At 65.4% G+C, this 22,588-nt stretch carries 18 protein-coding genes and 1 riboswitch; of the genes, 11 read left to right on the forward strand and 7 right to left on the reverse strand.

Annotation, left to right across the window (positions count from 1 at the left end; all coding sequences use genetic code 11):
- Window positions 1-23: 23 nt before the first annotated feature.
- Both FHY18_RS01085 and FHY18_RS01090 read left to right on the forward strand, forming a co-directional pair.
- Window positions 24-2,396, forward strand: a complete 2,373-nt coding sequence (locus tag FHY18_RS01085; protein ID WP_259149864.1) for a 3-hydroxyacyl-CoA dehydrogenase/enoyl-CoA hydratase family protein — start codon at window positions 24-26, stop codon at window positions 2,394-2,396.
- A gap of 162 nt (window positions 2,397-2,558) precedes the next feature.
- The gene (locus FHY18_RS01090; protein ID WP_016901771.1) at window positions 2,559-3,764 is read left to right on the forward strand and encodes an acetyl-CoA C-acyltransferase; all 1,206 of its coding nucleotides are present in this window, start codon (window positions 2,559-2,561) and stop codon (window positions 3,762-3,764) included.
- 330 nt (window positions 3,765-4,094) lie between these two features.
- Here FHY18_RS01090 and crcB read toward each other — a convergent pair whose 3' ends face one another.
- From crcB to FHY18_RS01115, 5 genes are all read right to left on the reverse strand, one after another.
- Window positions 4,095-4,496 (reverse strand): fluoride efflux transporter CrcB, encoded by a 402-nt coding sequence (gene crcB, locus FHY18_RS01095; RefSeq protein ID WP_259149866.1) that lies wholly within the window; start codon window positions 4,494-4,496, stop codon window positions 4,095-4,097.
- A 109-nt stretch (window positions 4,497-4,605) separates the two neighbouring features.
- Window positions 4,606-4,674, reverse strand: a riboswitch (Fluoride riboswitch).
- Between the two features lie 2 nt (window positions 4,675-4,676).
- Entirely contained in the window at window positions 4,677-5,966 is a 1,290-nt protein-coding gene (locus FHY18_RS01100; protein ID WP_259152450.1) for a replication-associated recombination protein A, read from the reverse strand.
- A 325-nt stretch (window positions 5,967-6,291) separates the two neighbouring features.
- Entirely contained in the window at window positions 6,292-6,963 is a 672-nt protein-coding gene (lolA, locus tag FHY18_RS01105) for an outer membrane lipoprotein chaperone LolA (protein WP_259149867.1), read from the reverse strand.
- A 57-nt stretch (window positions 6,964-7,020) separates the two neighbouring features.
- Window positions 7,021-8,943: a DUF3857 and transglutaminase domain-containing protein gene (locus FHY18_RS01110; protein WP_259149869.1), complete on the reverse strand. Its 1,923-nt coding sequence runs from the start codon at window positions 8,941-8,943 to the stop codon at window positions 7,021-7,023.
- A gap of 290 nt (window positions 8,944-9,233) precedes the next feature.
- Entirely contained in the window at window positions 9,234-11,588 is a 2,355-nt protein-coding gene (locus FHY18_RS01115) for a DNA translocase FtsK (RefSeq protein WP_046964042.1), read from the reverse strand.
- 283 nt (window positions 11,589-11,871) lie between these two features.
- Between FHY18_RS01115 and trxB the strand changes: the two genes are divergently transcribed.
- The 4 genes from trxB to infA all read left to right on the forward strand — a co-directional run bounded on the left by trxB (window position 11,872) and on the right by infA (window position 15,111).
- Window positions 11,872-12,840, forward strand: coding sequence for a thioredoxin-disulfide reductase (gene trxB, locus FHY18_RS01120; RefSeq protein ID WP_259149871.1), 969 nt, complete (start codon window positions 11,872-11,874; stop codon window positions 12,838-12,840).
- Between the two features lie 60 nt (window positions 12,841-12,900).
- On the forward strand, window positions 12,901-14,019 hold the full coding sequence (locus FHY18_RS01125) for a GNAT family N-acetyltransferase (protein ID WP_259149872.1): 1,119 nt from the start codon (window positions 12,901-12,903) through the stop codon (window positions 14,017-14,019).
- 43 nt (window positions 14,020-14,062) lie between these two features.
- The gene (gene aat / locus FHY18_RS01130) at window positions 14,063-14,812 is read left to right on the forward strand and encodes a leucyl/phenylalanyl-tRNA--protein transferase (RefSeq protein WP_259149873.1); all 750 of its coding nucleotides are present in this window, start codon (window positions 14,063-14,065) and stop codon (window positions 14,810-14,812) included.
- Window positions 14,813-14,892: 80 nt separating this feature from the next.
- Entirely contained in the window at window positions 14,893-15,111 is a 219-nt protein-coding gene (infA, locus tag FHY18_RS01135; protein ID WP_002813418.1) for a translation initiation factor IF-1, read from the forward strand.
- 403 nt (window positions 15,112-15,514) lie between these two features.
- On the opposite strand, the gene clpA is transcribed toward infA, so the two are convergent.
- Together clpA and clpS are read right to left on the reverse strand one after the other, a co-directional pair.
- Entirely contained in the window at window positions 15,515-17,797 is a 2,283-nt protein-coding gene (clpA, locus tag FHY18_RS01140; RefSeq protein WP_259149900.1) for an ATP-dependent Clp protease ATP-binding subunit ClpA, read from the reverse strand.
- 141 nt (window positions 17,798-17,938) lie between these two features.
- Entirely contained in the window at window positions 17,939-18,259 is a 321-nt protein-coding gene (clpS, locus tag FHY18_RS01145) for an ATP-dependent Clp protease adapter ClpS (protein ID WP_104582664.1), read from the reverse strand.
- 251 nt (window positions 18,260-18,510) lie between these two features.
- On the opposite strand from clpS, the gene FHY18_RS01150 reads away from it, so the two are divergent.
- The 5 genes from FHY18_RS01150 to FHY18_RS01170 all read left to right on the forward strand — a co-directional run bounded on the left by FHY18_RS01150 (window position 18,511) and on the right by FHY18_RS01170 (window position 22,426).
- On the forward strand, window positions 18,511-18,969 hold the full coding sequence (locus FHY18_RS01150) for an NUDIX hydrolase (protein WP_259149905.1): 459 nt from the start codon (window positions 18,511-18,513) through the stop codon (window positions 18,967-18,969).
- Entirely contained in the window at window positions 18,966-20,102 is a 1,137-nt protein-coding gene (gene mnmA / locus FHY18_RS01155; RefSeq protein WP_259149906.1) for a tRNA 2-thiouridine(34) synthase MnmA, read from the forward strand. Before FHY18_RS01150 ends, mnmA begins: the two co-directional genes overlap by 4 nt.
- Window positions 20,102-20,716: a high frequency lysogenization protein HflD gene (hflD, locus tag FHY18_RS01160; RefSeq protein WP_259149907.1), complete on the forward strand. Its 615-nt coding sequence runs from the start codon at window positions 20,102-20,104 to the stop codon at window positions 20,714-20,716. The genes mnmA and hflD overlap by 1 nt, the downstream gene beginning before the upstream one ends.
- A 145-nt stretch (window positions 20,717-20,861) precedes the next feature.
- A complete protein-coding gene (locus tag FHY18_RS01165; protein WP_046964050.1) occupies window positions 20,862-22,052 on the forward strand; it encodes a methyl-accepting chemotaxis protein in 1,191 nt (396 codons plus the stop codon).
- Between the two features lie 86 nt (window positions 22,053-22,138).
- The gene (locus FHY18_RS01170; protein ID WP_259149909.1) at window positions 22,139-22,426 is read left to right on the forward strand and encodes a hypothetical protein; all 288 of its coding nucleotides are present in this window, start codon (window positions 22,139-22,141) and stop codon (window positions 22,424-22,426) included.
- The last annotated feature ends 162 nt before the right edge of the window (window positions 22,427-22,588 follow it).

Genomic DNA, 22,588 nt, shown 5'->3' on the forward strand with positions numbered 1-22,588 from the left:
GTTCCACCAAGAGGCTAATTGCTATGTCCAATCCGTTGCTAGTTCGTCGCGCCGCCGTGCTCGGTGCCGGCGTCATGGGCGCGCAGATCGCCGCGCACCTCACCAATGCCGGCGTCGACACCGTGCTGTTCGACCTGCCCGCCAAGGAAGGTCCCGCCGACGGCATCGTGCTCAAGGCCATCGCCAATCTCGGCAAACTCAGCCCCGCCCCGCTCGCCAGCAAGGCGCTGGCCGAGGCGATCACACCGGCCAACTACGAGAGCGGCCTGGAACAGCTGCGCGACTGCGACCTGATCATCGAGGCGATCGCCGAGCGCATGGACTGGAAGCAGGACCTGTACAAGAAGATCGCCCCGTTCGTGTCCGAGCATGCGGTGCTGGCGTCCAACACCTCGGGCCTGGGCATCAACAAGCTCTCCGACGTGCTGCCGGAGCAGTTGCGCCATCGCTTCTGCGGCGTGCATTTCTTCAACCCGCCGCGCTACATGCACCTGGCCGAGCTGATCCCGGCCAGGGGCACCGACAAGGCCGTGCTCGAAGGACTGGAGAGTTTCCTGGTCACCACGCTGGGCAAGGGCGTGGTGTATGCGAAGGACACCCCGAACTTCATCGGCAACCGCATCGGCGTGTTCTCGATCCTGTCCACCATCCATCACACCCAGCAATTCGGCCTGGGTTTCGATGAAGTGGATGGCCTGACCGGCCCGCTGGTCGGCCGCCCGAAGTCGGCGACCTACCGCACCTCCGACGTGGTCGGCCTGGACACCATGGCGCACGTGATCAAGACCATGGGCGACACTCTGCCCGACGATCCGTGGCACGAGTATTTCAAGTCGCCGAAGTGGCTGGATGCGCTGATCGCCAAGGGTGCGCTGGGACAGAAGGTCGGCGCCGGCATCTTCCGCAAGGTGGGCAAGGACATCGTGGTGCTGGACCTGGAAAAGCAGGATTACCGCGCCGCCGATCGCACTGCCGCACCCGAGGTGGTGGAGATCCTCAAGATCAAGAACCCGGCCGAAAAGTTCGCCAAGCTGCGCGAAAGCCAGCACCCGCAGGCGCAGTTCCTGTGGGCCACGTTCCGCGACCTGTTCCACTACAGCGCTTATCACCTGGCCGATATCGCCGAGACCGCGCGCGATGTGGACCTGGCGATCCGCTGGGGCTACGGCTGGTCGCTGGGCCCGTTCGAGACCTGGCAGGCCGCCGGCTGGAAGCAGGTGGCGCAGTGGATTGCCGAAGACATCTCCAACGGCAAGAGCATGAGCAGCGCACCGTTGCCGAACTGGGTCTTCGACGGTCGCGACGGCGTGCATGGTGCCGAAGGCTCCTACAGCCCTGCGCGCGACGCCAAGCTGCCGCGCTCGGCGCTGCCGGTGTACAAGCGCCAGCGCTTCCCCGATCCGCTGCTGGGCGAGCAGTTTTCGCCGGGCGAGACCGTTTTCGAAAACGACGGCGTGCGCATGTGGCATGACGGCGACGACATCGCCGTGGTCAGCTTCAAGACCAAGATGAACACCGTGTCCGACCATGTTCTCAATGGTCTGCAGGACGTGGTGGGTCGTGCGGAGAAGGACTTCGCCGGCCTGGTGATCTGGCAGCAGAAGGAGCCCTTCTCCGCCGGTGCCGATCTGGCCGGTGCGCTGGGTCTGCTGCAGGCCGGCAAGGTGGACGCGTTCGAAGCGCTGGTCGCCAACTTCCAGGCCACCAGCCAGCGCATCAAGTATGCGCAGGTGCCGGTGATTTCGGCGGTGCGCGGGCTGGCGCTGGGTGGCGGTTGCGAGTTCCAGATGCATAGCGCCAAGACCGTGGCCTCGCTGGAAAGCTATATCGGCCTGGTCGAAGCCGGCGTCGGCCTGCTGCCGGCCGGTGGTGGCCTGAAGGAGATCGCGGCGCGTGCCTCGGTGGCGGCAGGTCCGGGCGGCGATGTGTTCGCCGAGCTGAAGAAGACCTTCGAAACCGTCGCGATGGCCAAGGTCTCCAACTCGGCGGTCAACGCCCAGGAGCTGGGCCTGCTGCGCACCACCGACAAGATCGTCTTCAACAGCTACGAGGCACTGCACATCGCCAAGGCCGAAGCGCGCGCACTGGCCGAAGGCGGCTACCGCGCGCCGTTGCCGGCACGCCGCATCCAGGTCGCCGGCGACGTGGGCATCGCCACCTTCAAGATGCTGCTGGTCAACATGCTGGAAGGCCGCTTCATCAGCGAATACGACTACGAGATCGCCACCCGCATCGCCACGGTCGTGTGCGGCGGCGAGGTCGATCGCGGCGCGCTGGTGGACGAAGAATGGCTGCTCAAGCTAGAGCGCAAGCACTTCGTCGAACTGGCCCAGCAGGAAAAGACCCAGGCGCGGATTGGGCACATGCTCAAGACGGGTAAGCCTCTCAGGAACTGAGATTCGGGAGTCGGGATTGGGGATTCGTAACAGCGGGTCCCCTGCCCTCCACCATTCTCGCTTCCACCAAATTCATCCGCCGGGCAGGAACATTCAGGAATCAGGATCCGCAGTTGCGAATCCCCAATCCCGAATCCCCAATCCCGGCTATCGGAGATAGCCATGAGCAAGCAGATTCAAGAAGCCTACATCGTTGCCGCCACCCGTACCCCGGTCGGCAAGGCGCCGAAGGGCGTGTTCCGCAACACCCGTCCCGACGACATGCTGGCGCACGTGCTGCGCGCGGTGGTCGCGCAGGCGCCGGGCATCGATCTGTCGCGCATCGACGACGCCATCATCGGCTGCGCGATGCCGGAGGGCGAGCAAGGCATGAACGTGGCGCGCATCGGCGTGCTGCTCGCCGGCCTGCCCAACACCGTCGCCGGCCAGACCATCAATCGCTTCTGCTCGTCCGGTATCCAGGCGGTGGCGATGGCGGCCGACCAGATCCGTCTGGGCAATGCCGACCTGATGCTGGCAGGCGGTACCGAGTCGATGTCGATGGTGCCGATGATGGGCAACAAGGTCGCCATGTCGCCGAACGTCTTTGCCGACGACCACGTCGCCATCGCCTATGGCATGGGCATTACCGCCGAGAAAGTCGCCGAGGAATGGAAGGTCTCGCGCGAGGACCAGGATGCGTTTGCGCTGGCATCGCATCAGAAGGCCATCGCCGCCATTGCCGCAGGCGAATTCCGCGACGAGATCACTCCGTACGAAATCCTGTCGCACCAGCCCGACCTGGCCGGCAATGTCATCGCGCTGCGCAAGCGCCTGGTCGACACCGACGAAGGCCCGCGCCCGGACAGCTCGCTCGAAGGCCTGGCCAAGCTGCGCCCGGTGTTCCGCAACGGCCAGTTCGGCGGCAGCGTCACCGCCGGCAATTCCTCGCAGATGAGCGACGGCGCCGGTGCGGTGCTGCTGGCCTCCGAGCAGGCGATCAAGGATTACGGCCTGACCCCGCTGGCGCGTTTCGTCAGCTTCTCGGTGGCCGGCGTGCGCCCGGAAGTCATGGGCATCGGCCCGATCGCAGCCATTCCCAAGGCACTCAAGCAGGCCGGCCTGACCAAGGACCAACTCGACTGGATCGAGCTCAACGAAGCCTTCGCCGCGCAGGCCTTGGCGGTGATCCGCGACAGCGAGCTGGATCCGTCCAAGGTCAATCCGCTGGGCGGCGCGATCGCCCTCGGCCATCCGCTGGGCGCGACCGGCGCGATCCGTGCCGCCACCCTGGTGCACGGCCTGCGTCGCCGTCAGCAGAAGTACGGCATGGTCACCATGTGCATCGGCACCGGCATGGGCGCGGCAGGCATCATCGAAGCGTTGTAAGCACGGGTTCGACGAGATCGGCCAAGGTGCCGATCTCGCGAACGCGATCAGCAGTGACCGAAGGCGTGCGCAAGCACGCCTTCTTTATGGCCAACCGCAACCCGTCGTCGGCCGGAGCTGCGCTGCGAGCGGAATCACTTGCACCAGTCGACATCTCCGGTGGGTGCGCCGATCGCACCTTGTTGCGCTCTGTTTTAGCGACCGCAGCGCTCGGCTGCATCGTGGGAACCGCCGCGCCCGCAGTGCCGCACACCCCGAGATAACCGCCGCATGCAATGCCGCCGGGAAGCCTTCGCCAGCAAACTTCAGCACCTACAACAAGGCCGATGCCTAGCGCGTCACCAGCCACTGGCCTGTCCGCGCACCCGCAAACACCAGCAACAGCCCGGCCACCAGCGTCATTGCCAGATACACGCCGATCATCGTGGACCGATCGGTACGCGCAAACACCAGGCATTCCATCATCAGCGATGAAAACGTGGTCAGCCCGCCGATCACGCCGACGATCAACAGGGCCCGCAGCGGCCAGCTCGATGGTCCGCGCGCATCCAGCCAGACCAGCAGTACGCCGGCGACGAACGAGCCGAGCAGATTCACCGCCAGCGTTCCCCACGGAAAACCGGTACCGAAGCGCTGCAACAACGACGCGCCAATGGCAAAACGCAAACCGGAACCCAGTGCACCGCCGGTCATCGCCAGCAACAGCTGTTGCCACCACACCGGTGCATTCATGCGTGCACCCCGCTATCGGGGAGAGTATTCGGAGAAATAGCGTGCGACATCGGCGTCATCCATCCTGAGTCAAGAAGCGATGCCGGGGCACAGGCCTGCCGCCCCGGCGGGGGTGGCAGGCATCATCAGCACGCAGAGTGCGCGCGGTTCAAGGAGGAATGCCATCTCCTGTACGGGCGATTATGCCGTGGGTTTGCCGGCCTTGTCAGCCCGCGCCTGCGCACGTGCCTCGCGCAGCCGATCCAGCTTTTCTTTCAGCTTGATCTCCAGCCCGCGCGGCACCGGGTTGTAGTACACCCGCTCGCCCATCGCATCCGGAAACCCGGTCTGGTCCAGCGCGATGCCGCCTTCGGCATCGTGGTCGTATTGATAATCCTGCCCATAGCCGAGCGTCTTCATCAGTTTGGTCGGTGCATTGCGCAGATGCAGCGGCACCTCTTGCGTGCCGGTCGCGCGCACCTCGGCCTTGGCCTGATTGAAGGCCGCGTAGCCGGCATTGGATTTTGCGGTGCTGGCCAGGTACAGCACCAGTTGTGCGAACGCCAGCTCGCCTTCCGGACTGCCGAGGCGCTCGTAAATATCCCAGGCCTCCAGCGCCATGCTCTGCGCGCGCGGGTCGGCCAGACCGATGTCCTCGATCGCCATGCGGGTCAGACGCCGCGCCAGATACGCCGGGTCGCAACCGCCGTCGAGCATGCGGGTGAGCCAGTACAGCGCCGCATCCGGATTGGAGCTGCGTACCGATTTATGCAGCGCCGAGATCTGGTCGTAGAACTGCTCGCCGTTCTTGTCGAAACGGCGGGTGCGGTCGGCCAGCACCTGCAGCAGCGTCTGCGGCGTGATTTCCCCGCCCTCGCCGCCCGCCAGTTCGGCGGCGATCTCCAGCAGGGTCAATGCGCGCCGTACATCACCGTCGGCCGCACTGGCGATTTCCAGCAACGACGCGTCGCTGACCTGGATCGTCTCCTGCCCCAACCCGCGCTCGGGGTCGTGCAAGGCCCGCTGCAGCGCTTCGACGATGTCCTGCGGCGACACCGATTCCAGCACGTGCACGCGGCAGCGCGACAGCAAGGCCGAGTTCAATTCGAACGACGGGTTTTCCGTGGTCGCACCGACGAACAGGATGGTGCCGCGTTCGATATGCGGCAAAAACGCATCCTGCTGCGCCTTGTTGAAGCGATGCACCTCGTCGACGAACAATACGGTGCGACGGCCGCTGGCGAACCGCTGCGCGGCCTCGGCCAGCACCTGGCGCACATCGGGCAGCCCCGACAACACTGCGGAAATCGCCTTGAATTCGGCATCCGCGTAGTGCGCCAGCAGCAACGCGAGCGTGGTCTTGCCGCATCCCGGCGGACCCCACAGGATCATCGAATGCACGCGACCGGATTCCACCGCGCGACGCAGCGCACTGTCGGGCGTCAACAGGCGTTTCTGGCCGACCATTTCGTCCAGCGTCCGCGGACGCATGCGCTCTGCGAGCGGGCGCAGATGGTCCGCGTCCACGCTAAGCAGATCGGCGGTGCTGTCGATGGTGGATCTGGTTCGTGCCACAGCTCATTCTATCGCGGCGGGGCGTTATCGCATTGCAGCCATGTGGTGTTGCGCGGACGCGACAGGACTCGCACGGTCGCACAGGCGTTCGCGGCACTGATGCACGTTGGCGACCGCATCCGGAGCACGACAGGCGCCGTGCAGACGCCTTCGCGCAGAAAGGCGCGATATCCGCGGGCAAAGCGCAAGGGGCTCGGAGCGCAGCCTGACGATGCAGAGTCAGTGCCCCGCAACTACAGGGTTACTGCGCGTCGCCCACCACATCCACGCCCTTGGCCGGGGCGTAACGGAAAGTGTCGGCCGCGAACGCGGGGTTGCGCTTCCAGCCACTGAAACTGATCGCAGTGCGTTGACCTACCGCATCGACCACTTCCATTTTGGCCAAGCCATCCTTGCCGAAGCCCAGCGACGCCATCTGGAAGCTGGCCTCGGTGTCGACCTTCGGCGTCAGCGACAGCCACTGCAGGCCATCACGCGGGGCCGCTTCTTCGCTAACATCGTATTGCTTGTCCAGCCGCGCGGGGTCGATCAATGCCACCAGCGGGCTGTTCTGCTCTTCGTTGCCCTGTGCACGCACCGTGACCTGCTCCAGGTCGGGATCGAAGACCCACACTTTCTTGCCGTCGGCCACGATCAGTTGCTTGTAAGGCTTGGCGTATTCCCAGCGGAACTGGCGCGGCTGCGACAGTGCCACCCGCCCGCTCGAACGCTCCTTGACCCGTCCGTTGGCATCGGTGACCTGCTGGTTGAACTGCCCATCCAGGCCCTTCAGGCCACGGGTGAACGTGTCCAGCTCCTGGCGCGCACCGGCAAACGCGGTGCCGGCGAACAGGGCGGTGGCGAGGACGGCATAACGGAGCTGACGATGCATCGCGGTCTTCCAGGAAGGAGTACGCCAATTCTGAAGCTTCATAGATGAATGGGCGAGCGCTATCGGACGGCGGCGTTCATGCAGCGGCAGCGGCCTGGCTCAGTGCGCAGTCTGCACCTTGGACAGATCGCCGTAGACGATCTGCCCGCGGAAGCCGCGTCGCACCTGCTGATACAACTCGCGAAACGCACGGTAATCCTGTGGCTGGCACAAGGCCTGCGGCCCGTGCACCGCCGCACGTTGCAGACGATGGACCGCAGTGACCGTCTGTCCCTGGCGCGACCAGTCCACCGCGTACTCGCCGGCGGCATTGCGAAAGGTGCTGCTGCGCGGGATGGCGATGATCGGCACCGTGTCGGGGAAGGTCACCACGTAGGTTTCCTCGCGCACGCTGTCGTTGCAGTAGAACGGGGTCAGGTTGTCTTCGGCCGAGGTGGTGGTGTAAATCCCGCGCGTCGACTCGGCACCCGGCATGTCCGGCAAGGTCATACCGCCGACCACCGAAAAATCCACCGCATCGTTGGCCAGGAAGCTGTAGCGATAGTTGAACGGCGCCTCCAGATCCAGCGGATCGCCCTGAATCAGCAGATCCCCGGTGCCAACGAAACCGGACTGGGCAATGATCGATTCCTCGATGCGGTTGCGGTTCTGCGCATTGAGTTGCACGAACATCGCGCGCAACCCCACTTCGCCGGTCTGGCCGCTGTCCAGCGTCGTCATGCCCTGCAAGCCGCCCTGCGGCGTGAAGCGGTATTCGGTACGGGCAACGTAGCGGTTGACCTTGCGATCGTTGGGCGGGGTCTGGGTGACCTTACCGTCGCGTGTATGCACGACCGGCGCGCCGAGATCGCTGGCCGGCAGCTGGCCGAAGCGCGCGTACGGGTTGGTCGAATCGACGTAGAGATCGAAGGCCGGGATATAGGTGATGGCGTGATTGAAGCGCCCCAGCACCGGGATTGCCGGCAGCGTCGGACCGCCTTCCGCGCCGATCAGCACCGGTGTGCTGGCGATGCCCTTGGCCGCCAGCAAGGCTTCCAGGATCACGGTGTGGTCCTTGCAGTCGCCGTAGTGGTTGGCCAGGATGCTGTCGGCACTGTTGGGCTCCAGACCGCCGTTGCCCAGGTACACCGCCACGTAGCGGATATTGCGCGCCACCCACGCATACAACGCAGCGGCCTGCGCGCGCGGCTCATCGATACCGCGGGTCACCTCGTCGGCCAACGACCGGATCGCCGGCGTCACCGCGGCGGCGCGTCCGCCCTTGACGTGATAGGCCAGGCCCATCTGCGACCAGCTGTCGAAGGTGCTGGCCATCAGCGTGGGGCTGAACTCCCAGGTCGCCGCACTCCAGTTCTGGTTCTTCATCGGCGTGGAGCGCTGGTAGCGCCATTCCCAGCGCGCCTGATCGCCACGCACCACCGGCTTGGTGCTGCCCTGCAGACCACGCGCGGACAGATGCATCGGCAGCGACTTGGGCGCGACCAATGTCACCACCGCATCGTCGTACTGCGCGAATACGCTGAAGGTTTCCCACAGGCTGAAGTAACCGGGGAAGTACGGCGTGTTCTGCGCACGTCGCACCCGATAGACGATGCGCGCACCCGGCGCCAGGTTCGGGAACACCACGACCTTGACCTTGCGGTCGGCATACATCGCTGCCGAGGCGCTGGAATAGCTTTCCTGGGTGTAGATCTTGTCGGCCGCCACGTCCTGACGCAGCCCCTCGGCGGTGACGGTATACGCCTCCAGCACCTCCAGCGTCTCCATCTTTTCGCTATAGCTCAGCCGCACCTGGCTGAACTGCTCCACTGCCGACTTGGTCTTGAGCAGTATCTCGTATTCGTCGGTTTCCACGCTGCTGGCATCGGCGCGCACTTCGTAGTCGGCGCGATAGCGCACGAAGCTGTAGTTGGTATCGGCCTGGGTGCGCGCCGCCGCGGCAGGCGCGGGGCGCTGCTGCGCCTGGGCAAGCAGCGGAGCGCAGATCAACAGCACGAGCAGCAACAAGGGACGACGCAGCATGGGTCTCGATCACGACGGGCCGGAGCGGCACTTGTCCGCTAGGGTAGCCGGTGTGCCCGGCAATGACAGGTATCGGCTTCCAACAATGCGGCATCGGTGCGTACGGCAGCGCTGGTTGCGGCGATTTGAACAATGCAGATGCGGCATGCGGCGTCCCGCACCGGCAGGCCTGGCGGGTCAAGCACGATCAAGCGGGCGCCCTGCGCAAGTGGAGCCCCTGCCCGCCGAGTTCCCAATGCGCCGCGTTCCAACGCAGCGCGCCGCACCGCGCAGCGACGTCGCCACTACGCTTACTTCGGCGGTGGCGGCGCCAACACGGTGCGATCGCCGTTGTGCTCGGGCTGGCTGACCACCCCGGCCGCTTCCATTGCCTCGATCAGGCGCGCGGCGCGGTTGTAGCCGATCTTCAGGCGACGCTGCACACCGGAGATCGATGCGCGCCGGGTTTCGGTGACGATGCGCAGCGCCTCGTCGTACAGCGGGTCGGACTCGTCCCCGCCGCCACCACTGCTCTCGGGCAAGCCGGTTGCGCCCACCACGGTGCCATCGCCCATGGTCTGCACTTCGTCCAGCACGCCTTCCACGTACGACACCGGCCCGCTGGCCTTCAGATGCTCGACCACCCGGTGCACTTCCTCGTCGCTGACGAAGGCGCCGTGCACACGGTCCGGCAGCGCGGTGCCCGGCGGCAGGTACAGCATGTCGCCATTGCCCAGCAGGGCCTCGGCGCCGGACTGGTCCAGGATGGTGCGCGAGTCGATCTTGGAGCTGACCTGGAAGGCCACGCGGGTCGGGATATTGGCCTTGATCAGGCCGGTGATCACGTCCACCGACGGGCGCTGCGTGGCCAGGATCAAGTGGATGCCGGCCGCACGCGCCTTCTGCGCCAGACGCGCAATCAGCTCTTCGACCTTCTTGCCGACGATCATCATCATGTCGGCGAATTCGTCGATGAAGATCACGATGAACGGCAGCGTCTCCAGCGGCCGCGGCGCCTCGCCCAGTTCGGGATTGGGCTTGAACAGCGGGTCCATCATCGGCTGGCCGGCGTCGATGGCGTCCTTGACCTTCTTGTTGAAGCCGGCCAGGTTGCGCACCCCCACCGCGCTCATCAGCTTGTAGCGGCGTTCCATTTCGGCCACGCACCAGCGCAGGCCGTTGGCGGCCTCCTTCATGTCGGTGACCACCGGCGCCAGCAGATGCGGGATGCCCTGGTAGACGCTCAGTTCGAGCATCTTCGGGTCGATCATCAGCATCCGCAGCTCCTTGTGCGAAGCCTTGAACAGCAGGCTCAGCACCATCGCATTGACCGCCACCGACTTGCCCGAGCCGGTGGTACCGGCCACCAGCAGATGCGGCATGCGCGCCAGATCGGCCACGGTCGGACGTCCGGCGATATCCTTGCCCAATGCCAGCGTCAGCGGGCTGGCCGACTTGTCGTATTCCTTGGAACGCAGCAGCTCGGACAGGAAGATCATCTCGCGGGTGACGTTGGGGATTTCCAAGCCGACCACCGACTTGCCCGGAATCACGTCGACCACGCGCACTGACTTGACCGACAGCCCGCGCGCAATGTCCTTGTCCAGCGAGCTGATCTGGCTGACCTTGATGCCCGGCGCCGGCTCGATCTCGAAGCGGGTGATCACCGGGCCCGGATAGGCCCCGACCACCTGCGCCTCGATGCGGAAATCCTTGAGCTTGAACTCGATCTGCCGCGACAGCGTCTCCAGCGTCTCTTCCGAATACCCCTTGGCCTGCGGCTTGGGGTCGTCCAGCAGGGCCAGCGGCGGCAGGTCCGAACCATCGGTGCTCACGCCCTGGAACATCGGAATCTGCGTATCGCGCTTGGCGCGCTCGCTCTTTTCCACCACCGGTGCCGGCGGCGGTTCGATCTTGACCGGCTCACGCTTGGCCTGCTTGACCGCATCGACCTTGCGCACTTCCTCGCGCTCTTCGCGCATCACGCGGGTCTGCTGCCACTCGGTCGCCTGGTGGGTCTTGCGCTGCATCAACGGGCCCAGCGCCAGCACCCACTTGCCGATGCGCTCCATCACCGCAAACCACGACAACCCGGTCGCCAGCGTGATCGAAACCAGCAACAGCACCACCACGAACAGATTGGCGCCCAACGCCCCAAAGCCCGAGCTGAGCGAGCCGCTGACCAGCTTGCCGAGAATGCCGCCAGCCTCCGCCACCTCGCCCTGGAACAGGCGCAGGTGCAAAAAGCCGGTCGAAGAGATCAAGAAGCCCACCATGCCGACCAGCCGCAATGCCGGCCCGAGATCGCTCTGGCTCTGCTCCTCGCGCTCGCCGATCAGTGCGATCCAGGCCACTGCGCCCAGGATCACCGGCAGCAGGAAGGCCACGTAACCGAACAGCTGCAGCAACACATCCGCTGCCATCGCGCCGAATCTGCCGCCCATGTTGTGGATCGGCGCGACCAGATTGCCGGTGCGCGACCAGCCAGGATCGGTCGCCGAGTAGGTGAACAGGCTGGCCAGCAGATACAGCAGCAACGGCGCCACCGCGATCAATGCCAGGTCGCGCCAGAGCTTTTGCCGACGCGGATTGTCCGCCACCGCCGTCTTGCGCGACGACGATTTGCCCTCTGCGGGCTTGCTGCGTTCGGGAACCTGCTTTGCCACCTGTAGCCAGACCTTAGAAAAATGCTGTTAGTGGTTGATAATAAACGACTGAGGCCACGGTTTCAGCAGTTGAATGAGCGCCGGTTGCCAGCATGCCCGGCGGCCAACGAAAAACGCCGCACAAGGCGGCGTCGAACATGCGTTGCGGGCGGACCATGCCATCTGCGGTTCAAGCAGTTCCATCGCGCCGCCTTGATTCACCGGGTGGGGACCGCCACTCTATGCCGCCACGGGGGCGCTGTTATCAGTGCCGTCCCTACCAATTCCTAGATCGCGAGTATACATGAGCGCCTCATCTGCCAGTCCCGCCAAGCATTCCCGCCTGCTGATCCTGGGCTCCGGCCCGGCCGGCTGGACCGCCGCGGTCTACGCCGCCCGCGCCAACCTCAAGCCGGTGGTGATCACCGGCCTGCAGCAAGGCGGCCAGCTGATGACCACCACCGAGGTGGACAATTGGCCGGGCGATCCCCATGGCCTGATGGGCCCGGACCTGATGAATCGCATGCAGGCGCACGCCGAGCGCTTCGAGACCGAGGTCATCTTCGACCACATCCATACCGCCGATCTGTCGCAGCGCCCGTTCCGGCTGACCGGCGATAGCGCCGAGTACACCTGCGACGCGCTGATCATCGCCACTGGCGCCACCGCCAAGTACCTGGGCATTCCCAGCGAGGAAGCCTTCAAGGGCCGCGGTGTGTCTGCCTGCGCCACCTGCGACGGGTTCTTCTACAAGGATCAGGACGTGGTGGTGGTCGGTGGCGGCAACACCGCGGTCGAAGAGGCGCTGTACCTGTCCAACATCGCCCGCAAGGTCTACCTGGTGCACCGCCGCGACACCCTGCGCGCCGAAAAGATCATGCAGGACAAGCTGTTCGCCAAGGTCGCCGCTGGCAAGATCGAGACCGTCTGGCACCACGCCATCGACGAAGTGCTGGGCAACGATGCCGGCGTGACCGGCGTGCGGGTCAAGTCCACCATCGACGGCAGCACCCGCGACATCGACGCGCACGGCTTCTTCGTCGCCATCGGCCACCACCCCAATACGCAGCTGTTCGACGGCCAGCTGGCCATGAACAACGGCTACCTGGAAATCCGCTCCGGCCTGAACGGCGCAGCGACCGAGACCTCGGTGGCCGGCGTATTCGCGGCCGGCGACGTCGCCGACCAGCACTACCGCCAGGCCATCACCTCGGCCGGCTTCGGCTGCATGGCCGCGCTGGATGCCGAGCGTTACCTCGACAAGAGCGCCTGAGGTGGCTGCTGACCGCCGGCCGCGCCGCGCGGACAGCGCCGATACCAGCGGGCCGTACGCATGAGCGTCACCGCCCGCTGGTGCCGCCGGCTGGACGAGCTTCCGACCGGTGCCTGGGACGCGCTGCACGACGGCGCGCACCCATTCATTTCTTACGCGTTCCTGGAAGGCCTGGAGCAGGAGGGCTGCCTGCGCCCGGACTGGGGCTGGAACCCGCTGCACCTGACGCTATGGGATGGCGACACGCTGGTCGCCGCCGCGCCGGGATACCTGAAGAACAACTCGCACGGCGAGTTCGTGTTCGACCATGCATGGGCACACGCGTACGCGCGTTACGGGCAGGAGTATTTCCCCAAGTGGCTGTGCGGGGTGCCCTACTCGCCGGTGACCGGCCCGCGCCTGCTCGGCGCGCCCAGATGGCGCGGACACCTGTTGGCCGCGATGCGCGAGCTGGTGGACCGCAGCAGCCTGTCCTCGGCGCATGTGAATTTTCATCTGGCCGATGAAGATGCCGCATTCGATGCCGATTGGCTGGAACGCAACGACCTGCAATACCACTGGCACAACACCAGCGGCTGGAGCGATTTCGAGAGTTTTCTGGCGGCGATGGACCACAAGCGCCGCAAGAACATCCGCCAGGAACGCGGCAAGGTGCAGCGCGCCGGCGTGCAGCTGCGCGTGGTGCATGGCGATGAGGCCAGCGAGGCGGACCTGGACGCCATGTACGGCTTCTATCTCAAGACCTTCAACGAGTACGGCAATTCGCCAGCCCTGACTCCGCAATTCCTGCGCCACCTGGCGCAGCATCTGCCCCGTCAGCTGGTGATGTTCCTGGCCGACCTTGATGGGCAGGCGATTGCCGGCGCACTGTGCCTGCGTGGCCGCGACACGCTCTACGGCCGTTACTGGGGCGGCGCAGCCCTGCCCGGGCTGCACTTCGAAACCTGCTATTACCAGGGCATCGAATACTGCCTGCGCGAGGGCCTGACCCGCTTCGAGCCCGGCGCGCAGGGCGAGCACAAGATCGCGCGCGGCTTTCTGCCGGCACTTGTCCGCAGCCGCCACTGGATCGCCGACCCGGGTTTCCGTGAACCGCTGGCGCAGTGGTGCGCCGACGAGCGCGAGGCCGTGGCCAGGCATGCGATCGAACTGGCAGACCACAGCCCGTTTCGCGACTGACCCGATGCGCGCCACGCGCGCGCGGCACCGCTAGACTCAGCCCATGTCGCGCGCCCTGCCCCACCTGCTGTCACCTGACCCTGCCAGTCCGTTTCCTCCGGTCGAACGGGCCTTGCGCGAGCCCGATGGCCTGCTAGCCATCGGCGGTGACCTGCAGCCGCAACGCCTGCTCACCGCGTATGCGCACGGCATCTTCCCCTGGTTTTCGGACGGACAACCTATCCTGTGGTGGAGCCCGGACCCGCGCATGGTCTTTCGCACTGATGGCGTGCGCCTGTCGTCGCGCTTCAGGCGACAGTTGCGCAATTGCCGCTGGACACTGCGTGCCGATACTGCATTTGCACAGGTCATTGCCGCCTGTGCGTCCAGTCCGCGTCCCGGACAGGACGGCACCTGGATTACCGAGCAGATGCAGGCTGCATATGTCGATCTGCACCATCGCGGCCACGCGCATTCACTGGAAGTGTTCGATGGCACGCGCCTGGTCGGCGGCATCTACGGCGTGGCGGTCGGCCGAATGTTCTTCGGGGAAAGCATGTTCAGCGCAGAAAGCGGCGGCTCGAAAGTCGCACTCGCCGCCCTGGCCGGCGACCTGCATGCGCGCGGATGGCCGCTGATCGATGCGCAGGTGGAAAACCCGCACCTGCTCAGCCTGGGTGCGCACCACATGCCACGCCCGGAGTTTCTGCAGCACGTGCGGCGCCAGGTTGGCCTGGCGGAACCGGCCGGCAGCTGGTCCGAACGCTACGGCGAACGGCCCGTCACGGCGCTGGGTGAAGCCCGCTTAACATAAAATTTGCACCACGGGGAGATGGGGCGTAAAATGCCGTCCCTTACGGCCCTTCCGGGCCAGCTTTGATTGCACAGGATTACATGTCGAAAGACGACTCCATTGAATTCGAAGGCAGCGTCAGCGAGACGCTTCCCAACACCACGTTCCGGGTCAAGCTGGAAAACGGGCATGAAATCATCGCCCATATCTCCGGCCGTATGCGCAAGAACTACATCCGCATCCTGACTGGCGACCGGGTCAAAGTTGAGATGACTCCCTACGACCTGACCAAGGGTCGTATTACCTACCGCATGAAGTAAGCGGTTCTGGTGTGAGACGCAAGGCGGCCATTGGCCGCTTTTTGTCGTGCCCGCGATTTGGTGAGGGGCGTGTGTCTTAGCCAAGCGTGGGCAGGTGCGCTGCATACTCGTTGGTCGAATGCGATCGGTGAGTGCTGACGGATGTCCGATCGCGGGCCGACCTCAAACCGCGCACTCGGGCACCGCCCTTCAAACGCATCGCTTGAGCAGATGGCAGTGCCTGCTTGTCCCGCGCCCCGGCTATCCTGCGTCGCCAGATCTGGTTGCAGAACCCGGGTGTTGCACTGAGCGAGTTCGGGCAATCAGGCGGTCACTCGCCGTTGGCACGACATCGCACCGTCCGGGCATAAAAAAGCCGCTCATCCGAGCGGCTTTTCTGGAACTCATCGACCTGCTACGGCGATCAGTCGACAGTTGCCGGCAACAAGCGCTCCGGTTCCGGATGCGCTTCCACCACCAGCTCGCCGTCCTTGACGTCGATGTTGACCCGGCCGCCTTCCACCAGCTTGCCGAACAGCAGCTCGTCGGCCAGCGGACGCTTGATCTTCTCCTGGATCACCCGCGACATCGGGCGCGCGCCCATCAGCGGGTCGAAGCCGTGCTGGGCCAGCCAATCGCGCGCGGTCGGGGTCGCCGACAGCGAGACGTGCTTTTCCTGCAGCAGCATTTCCAGCTCGATGATGAACTTGTCCACCACGCGCAGGATGTGGTCGAAGCCCAACGGCTGGAACTGCACGATCGCGTCCAGACGGTTGCGGAACTCCGGCGTGAACCCGCGGCGGATCGACTCCATCGCGTCGGTGGAATGATCCTGCTTGGTAAAGCCGATCGACCGCCGCGACGCCTGCGTGGCACCGGCGTTGGTGGTCATCACCAGGATCACGTTCTTGAAGTTGGCTTCGCGCCCGTTGGTGTCGGTGAGGATGCCGCGGTCCATGACCTGCAACAGGATGTTGAAGATGTCCGGGTGCGCCTTTTCAACCTCGTCCAGCAACAGCACGCAGTGTGGCGTCTTGACGATCTTCTCGGTCAGCAAGCCGCCCTGGTCGAAGCCGACGTAGCCCGGAGGCGCGCCGATCAGGCGACTGATCGAATGCGCTTCCATGTACTCGGACATGTCGAAACGCACCAGCTCGATGCCCAGCTGCAGCGCGAGCTGCTTGGTCACCTCGGTCTTGCCGACACCGGTGGGACCGGCAAACAGGAAGTTGCCGATCGGCTTTTCCGGATTGGCCAGGCCAGAACGCGCCAGCTTGATCGAACCGGCCAGGGTTTCGATGGCCGGGTTCTGGCCGAAGATCACCATCTTGAGGTTGCGCTCCAGATGCTGCAGCACGTCCTTGTCGGTCGCACTGACCTGCTTGGCCGGAATGCGCGCCATCTTGGCCACGATGGTTTCGATCTCCTCGATGTCGATCAGCTCCTTGCGCACGCCATCGGGCAGCAGACGCTGACGCGCGCCGGCCTCGTCCATCACATCGATGGCCTTGTCCGGCAACAGGCGGTCGCCGATATGCTTGACCGACAGGTCCACCGCCGCCTGCAACGCGTCGTCGGCATAGGTCACGCCATGGTGCGCTTCGTACTTGGGCTTGAGGCCCTGCAGAATCTCGAAGGTTTCGCCGACGGTCGGCTCGACGATGTCGATCTTCTGGAAGCGACGCGCCAATGCACGGTCTTTTTCGAAAATGCCGCGGTATTCCTGGAACGTGGTCGAGCCGATGCAGCGCAGCTCGCCGGATGCCAGTGCCGGCTTGATCAGGTTGGAAGCGTCCATGGTGCCGCCCGAGGCCGAGCCGGCGCCGATGATGGTGTGGATCTCATCGATGAACAGCACCGCGTTGGGCACCTTCTTCAACGCAGTCAGCACGCCCTTGAGGCGCTTTTCGAAGTCGCCGCGGTACTTGGTGCCGGCGACCAGCGCGCCCAGGTCCAGCGAGAAGATCACCGCATCGGCGAGCACTTCCGGCACGTCGTTGTCGACGATGCGCTTGGCCAGGCCCTCGGCGATCGCGGTCTTGCCCACGCCGGCCTCGCCCACGTACAGCGGGTTGTTCTTGCGGCGACGGCACAGGACCTGGATGGTCCGCTCGATCTCATCGGCGCGGCCGACCAGCGGGTCGATCTTGCCGTTGCGCGCCTGCTCGTTGAGGTTGGTGGCGTACTCGGCCAGCGCGTCGCCCTTGGCCTCGCCCTCCCCGCCCTCGCTCTTGGGCTCGCCGTCGGACGCGGACGGCTGCTCACCGTCTTCGCCCAGCTTGGCGATGCCGTGCGACAGGTAATTGACGATGTCCAGGCGGGTGATGTCCTGCTGATTCAGGAAATACACCGCGTGCGAGTCTTTTTCGCCAAAGATCGCGACCAGCACGTTGGCACCGGTGACTTCCTTCTTGCCCGAGGACTGCACGTGGTAGACCGCACGCTGCAGCACACGCTGGAACCCCAGGGTGGGCTGGGTGTCGCGGCCATCGTCCTCGGCCAGGCGTGAGACCGAGGCCTCGATCGCCTGTTCCAGGTCGTTGTGCAGCCGTAACTGGTCCGCCCCGCAGGCCTTGAGCACGGCTTGCGCAGAAGGGTTGTCCAGCAGCGAGAGCAGCAGGTGCTCGACGGTCATGAACTCATGACGCGCCTCGCGTGCTCGCTTGTAGCACTGGCCGATTGTTTGCTCTAGGTCTTTGCTGAACATTGGTAACTCCGAACGGCTGTTGCCAACAATATGCGGCTTTTGTCGGGATTTTCCACAACCCTATCGGATAGGCATGTTCAGACGGCGTTAGCACGTGATCGCAGCCACACTGTTGCGCTGCTGGAACGACCTCCGGCTCGCTCAGGCCTGTTCCATCGTGCACAGCAGCGGGTGCTGGTTCATGCGCGAAAATTCGTTGACCTGCGCCACCTTGGACTCGGCCACTTCGCGGCTGTAGACCCCGCAGACCCCGCGCCCGCGGGTATGGACATGCAGCATGACCTGGGTGGCCCGCTCCAGATCGAGGTTGAAAAACTGCTGCAGCACGGTCACCACGAAGTCCATCGGGGTGTAGTCGTCGTTCAGCAGCAGCACCTGGTAACGCGGCGGTGGCGCCACTTCAGGCTTGCTGGCTTCGACCGTGAGGCCATGATCGTGTTCGTGAGAGGTCTTCCGAGGCATCCGGCCATTATACGGTTCATCGCCGCACGCATTGGACGATTTGCGCCGCGGCCCGCACAATTTGTCTCCGATATCCCCGGCTGGCCCTTGATGACCGATACCCCGACCGCGCTGCGACTGGCGCCGTCTTCCGCAGCATCCCGGCATGCCTGCGCGCCCCTGCCCGCACCACGCGGCCGTGCGGGTCGCCTCGGCACCGATGCGGTGACCGGCGCAATGGCCGGCCCCGCGCCCGCCCAGGAGCACGACCGATGAGCACTTCCGAACAGCGCTGGCACCCGGATGTCACCGTGGCCACCGTGGTGGTGCGCGACGGCCGCTTGCTGCAGGTTGAAGAGACCATCGCAGGCAGGCTGTTGCTGAACCAGCCTGCCGGCCACCTGGAGCCGAACGAAAGCCTGCTGGACGCGGCGGTGCGCGAGACCCTGGAAGAGACCGGCTGGGACGTGCGGCTGACCCACTTCATCGGCACCTACCAATGGGTGGCGCCAAGCGGCCAGTGCTTCCTGCGCTTCGCGTTCGTTGGCGAGGCGGTGACCCATCACCCGGAGCGCAGCCTGGATACCGGCGTGGTGCGTGCGCTGTGGATGACCCCGGATGAGTTGCGCGAGGCGACCGATCGGCTGCGCAGTCCATTGGTGTGGGAAGTGGTGGCCGACTTCCTGGCCGGGCAGCGTTACCCGCTGGCCTTGGTGCGGCACGTCGCATGAGTACGCCGCGCATCGTGGTGGGCGTCTCGGGCGGCGTGGATTCGTCGGTGGCGGCGTGGAAACTGGCGCAGCAAGGCGAGCCGATCGCCGGGTTGTTCATGCAGAACTGGGCCGACGATGGCAGTGGCGATTGCCGCGCCGAAGACGACCGGCGCGATGCGGTGGCGGTCTGCGGGGTGCTGGGTATCCCGTTCCACTTTCGCGATTTTTCCGGAGAATACTGGAGCGGCGTGTTCGAGCACTTCCTGGCCGAATATGCGGCCGGGCGCACGCCCAACCCAGACGTGCTGTGCAACCGCGAGGTCAAGTTCAAGCATTTTCTGGATGCGGCCCAGGCGCTGGGCGCAGAGCGCATCGCCACCGGCCACTACGCGCGGGTGGCGCACAGCGGCGGGCGCTGGCGCCTGCTGCGCGGCGCCGACCGCGGTAAAGACCAGAGCTATTTCCTGCATCAACTGGGGCAGACCCAGCTGGCTGCCACCTTGTTCCCGATCGGTGATCTGGAAAAGAGCACGTTGCGCCGCATCGCCCAGGACGCTGGCCTGCCAACCCACGCCAAGAAGGATTCCACCGGGATCTGCTTTATCGGCGAGCGCGACTTCCGCGAATTTCTGGGGCGCTACCTGCCCGCCCGCAGCGGCGAGATCCGCGACCCGCAGGGGCAACGCATCGCCGACCATCCGGGGGTGTTCTATTTCACCCTGGGTCAGCGCGAAGGCCTGAACATCGGCGGCGTGCGTGGCCGGGCGGCAGCGCCCTGGTACGTGGTCGGCAAGGATGTGGCCAGCAACGTGCTGTACGTGGACCAGGACCGCGACAGCCCTTTGCTGCAATCGCGCTGGCTGCAATCCGAGCAGGCTCACTGGGTGACCGGTGCCCCGCCTGCGCGCCGCTTCAGCTGCACTGCGCAGACCCGCTATCGGCAGCCGGACGAGCCGTGCACGGTGGATGTGCAGGACGACGGCAGCGTGCAGGTACGCTTCGAGCGGCCGCAGCGGGCGGTGACGCCCGGGCAGTCGCTGGTGTTGTACGACGGCGAGGAATGCCTGGGCGGTGCGGTCATTGCCGCCACCGATGCGCCGCTGGAGCGCCAGCTGGCGGGATCTTCTTTTCCTCTTGAGGGTGTGGCTTGATGAGTTCTTCCATGGATCACCGTGTGCTGGCGCTTGCCGGCGTCGCACAGGCCTTGCAGCAGGTGCGGCGGATTGCCGAGACCGGCCATTCGGAAGCGGCGACGGTGCGCACCGCCATGGACAGCGTGTTCCGGGTGGATGCGGCATCGCCGGAGGCCGTGTACGGCTCGGCAGCGGCGGTAGCGCCCGGTCTGCGCCTGTTGCACAACTACTTCCGCAACCAGGCGCAGGACGATGTGCTGCCGCGCCTGGCGCTGGCAGTGCTGCAACTGGAGCGCCGTTTCGTACGCGACACCACGACCGTCTCCACGGTGTCCGGCGGCATCGCGTCCGCCGCCCGCCAGGCGCAGAACCTGAACGATAGCGCTCATCCGGATGTGCTCAGTGCGCTGGGCGGGCTGTACGCCCAGACCATCAGCCACCTGCGCCCCAAGGTCATGGTGCAGGGCAACCCGCATTACCTCGGCCAGGCGGGGGTGGTCGCTGAAATCCGTGCATTGTTGCTGGCAGCGGTACGCTCGGCGGTGCTGTGGCGGCAGATGGGCGGCAGCCTGTGGGATTTCCTGTTTGCCAAACGCGCGATGAGCGAAGCGGTGGACCGCGCGCTGCGCTGAGCGGCAAACCAGGCGGTTTCAGGCGCCCCCAACAGGCGGTAGCGCTCGCCGATCGCAAGCGCATGGGCAGGACGATATGGCGATCGTCGCTAAAGACCACGGGGGTAGTGCCGATACAGCAACCGTGACTCTGCCGAGAACGCCCATGTATTCACGTCCACTCATCCGTCTAGCCGCTCCTTTGGCTCTGACCTTGCTGTTTCCCTTCGCTGTCGGATTCGACTGGCCCGCCTCGGTGCGCTGGGCAATCCTGGCGACCATGACCCTTAGTTGGTTGGTTTTCGCTGCCTGGGTGACGTATTCCCAGTTCCGGCGCAACCCGGACCAGACCCGCATCCTGCGCGAGCAGGACCAGCTGCTCAACGAACTGCGTACGTTCGTCAGCAACGAAGTCGACGGTTCGCGCTCGGAAGTCGAGCGTGCCCGCGAACTGATCCGCCAGGCCGTGTCCGGTCTTGGTGGCAGCTTCGAAGCGATGAACCGCAAGTCGCGCCAGCAGAGCCAGGCACTGGCCCGCATCGTCGACCGCGCAGGCGACGATGGCAGTGCCGGCGTCGACGTCGCCCGCTTCGCCCAGCACGCCAGCTCCCGCATGGAGCAATTGGTGGAAGCGCTGGAACAGGTGAGCGGCCAGAGCACCAACACCGTCCATCACATCGATGAGATGGCCCAGCACCTGGATGGCATCTTCGCGTTGCTGGAAGACGTCAAGTCGATCGCCGACCAGACCAACCTGCTGGCGTTGAACGCCGCCATCGAAGCAGCACGTGCCGGCGAAGCCGGTCGCGGCTTCGCGGTGGTGGCCGACGAGGTGCGCAACCTGTCCGAACGTTCCACCACCTTCAACGAACAGATCCGCAAGCTGGCCCACAGCTCCAAGGAATCGATCGCCAAGGTGCGTGAAACGGTCTCGCAGCTGGCATCGCGTCACATGGACCGCTCCCGCGAGGCGCGCCATGAATCGGCCGCCATGCTGGAGAACGTCGCCCAGATCAACGCCTCGTTGGGCGATGGCATGCGCGAAATCTCCGAGTGCGCTCGGTCCATCGACGGCAGCGTGGCCGAAGCGGTCCGCGCCCTGCAGTTCGAAGACATTGCCACGCAGACCTTGAGCGGGATCCACACCCACCTCGATCGCCTCACCGCCATCAACCGTGAAGCGGTGGCACTGCAGGAACTGCTGCATCGCAATGGCGGCGTCTACGACAGCGACCTGGTTGCGTCGCTGGCCAAGGTGTCCAGCCGTCTGCGCGACATGCGTGTGGAGTGGGAACGCCCGCCACACAAGCCGGTCGCACAGCAGGGCATGGGTGCCGGCACGGTCGAGTTGTTCTAAGACCGATGTCTCCCTGCAGCTTCTGATCCCGACATTCCCCGGCCTTCCGGGGATTTGTCGTTCCGTAACAACCCGGTGTTCCGCTTATGACGCTTCTTGCCCCCACCACCGATGCCGACCCCACTGCCGCACTGCAGGCAGCAGCCTTGGCCACCGCCCATGCCCAGCGCATCGCACAGAGCGAAGCGGCCAGACCGGTGCTGCGGCGGGTACGGTTGCCGGCCGCACTGGAACGGCTGGAACTAGCCGCACGCGAGGAAGTCAAGGCGCTGATCAACCCGCGCCGCGATTGCAGCGAAGACGAGCTGCTGTTTGCGACCGTGGCCTGGGACCTCGGCCTGGACGGCGCCGCCGTCGGTGCGTCGGCCCGCTGACCCCGTCAACGGCGGGGCGTGCCTCGGCAGGCGCCCCGCCGTGTTGTTGGACTGCCCGATCTCAGCTGCCTGAGCCGTCCGCTTCCTTCGCTCCTCCCGGCATCGCTGATGCCGTGCGTGGCGCTCCTTGTCCCCTGCCCGGCCGAGACTCGCTCACACCGG

Source organism: Xanthomonas sp. 3793 (genome assembly GCF_024806835.1).
Lineage (GTDB): Bacteria > Pseudomonadota > Gammaproteobacteria > Xanthomonadales > Xanthomonadaceae > Xanthomonas > Xanthomonas arboricola_F.

Coding starts and splice junctions, on each gene's coding strand:
- crcB (WP_259149866.1), bottom strand. CDS start 4,496: ATGAATGCACCGGTGTGGTGGCAACAGCTGTTGCTGGCGATGACCGGC.
- FHY18_RS01125 (WP_259149872.1), top strand. CDS start 12,901: ATGAGCGTCACCGCCCGCTGGTGCCGCCGGCTGGACGAGCTTCCGACC.
- trxB (WP_259149871.1), top strand. CDS start 11,872: ATGAGCGCCTCATCTGCCAGTCCCGCCAAGCATTCCCGCCTGCTGATC.
- FHY18_RS01165 (WP_046964050.1), top strand. CDS start 20,862: ATGTATTCACGTCCACTCATCCGTCTAGCCGCTCCTTTGGCTCTGACC.
- clpA (WP_259149900.1), bottom strand. CDS start 17,797: ATGTTCAGCAAAGACCTAGAGCAAACAATCGGCCAGTGCTACAAGCGA.
- FHY18_RS01150 (WP_259149905.1), top strand. CDS start 18,511: ATGAGCACTTCCGAACAGCGCTGGCACCCGGATGTCACCGTGGCCACC.
- FHY18_RS01100 (WP_259152450.1), bottom strand. CDS start 5,966: ATGCGTCCGCGGACGCTGGACGAAATGGTCGGCCAGAAACGCCTGTTG.
- infA (WP_002813418.1), top strand. CDS start 14,893: ATGTCGAAAGACGACTCCATTGAATTCGAAGGCAGCGTCAGCGAGACG.
- hflD (WP_259149907.1), top strand. CDS start 20,102: ATGAGTTCTTCCATGGATCACCGTGTGCTGGCGCTTGCCGGCGTCGCA.
- FHY18_RS01090 (WP_016901771.1), top strand. CDS start 2,559: ATGAGCAAGCAGATTCAAGAAGCCTACATCGTTGCCGCCACCCGTACC.
- FHY18_RS01110 (WP_259149869.1), bottom strand. CDS start 8,943: ATGCTGCGTCGTCCCTTGTTGCTGCTCGTGCTGTTGATCTGCGCTCCG.
- clpS (WP_104582664.1), bottom strand. CDS start 18,259: ATGCCTCGGAAGACCTCTCACGAACACGATCATGGCCTCACGGTCGAA.
- FHY18_RS01085 (WP_259149864.1), top strand. CDS start 24: ATGTCCAATCCGTTGCTAGTTCGTCGCGCCGCCGTGCTCGGTGCCGGC.
- aat (WP_259149873.1), top strand. CDS start 14,063: ATGTCGCGCGCCCTGCCCCACCTGCTGTCACCTGACCCTGCCAGTCCG.
- mnmA (WP_259149906.1), top strand. CDS start 18,966: ATGAGTACGCCGCGCATCGTGGTGGGCGTCTCGGGCGGCGTGGATTCG.
- lolA (WP_259149867.1), bottom strand. CDS start 6,963: ATGAAGCTTCAGAATTGGCGTACTCCTTCCTGGAAGACCGCGATGCAT.
- FHY18_RS01170 (WP_259149909.1), top strand. CDS start 22,139: ATGACGCTTCTTGCCCCCACCACCGATGCCGACCCCACTGCCGCACTG.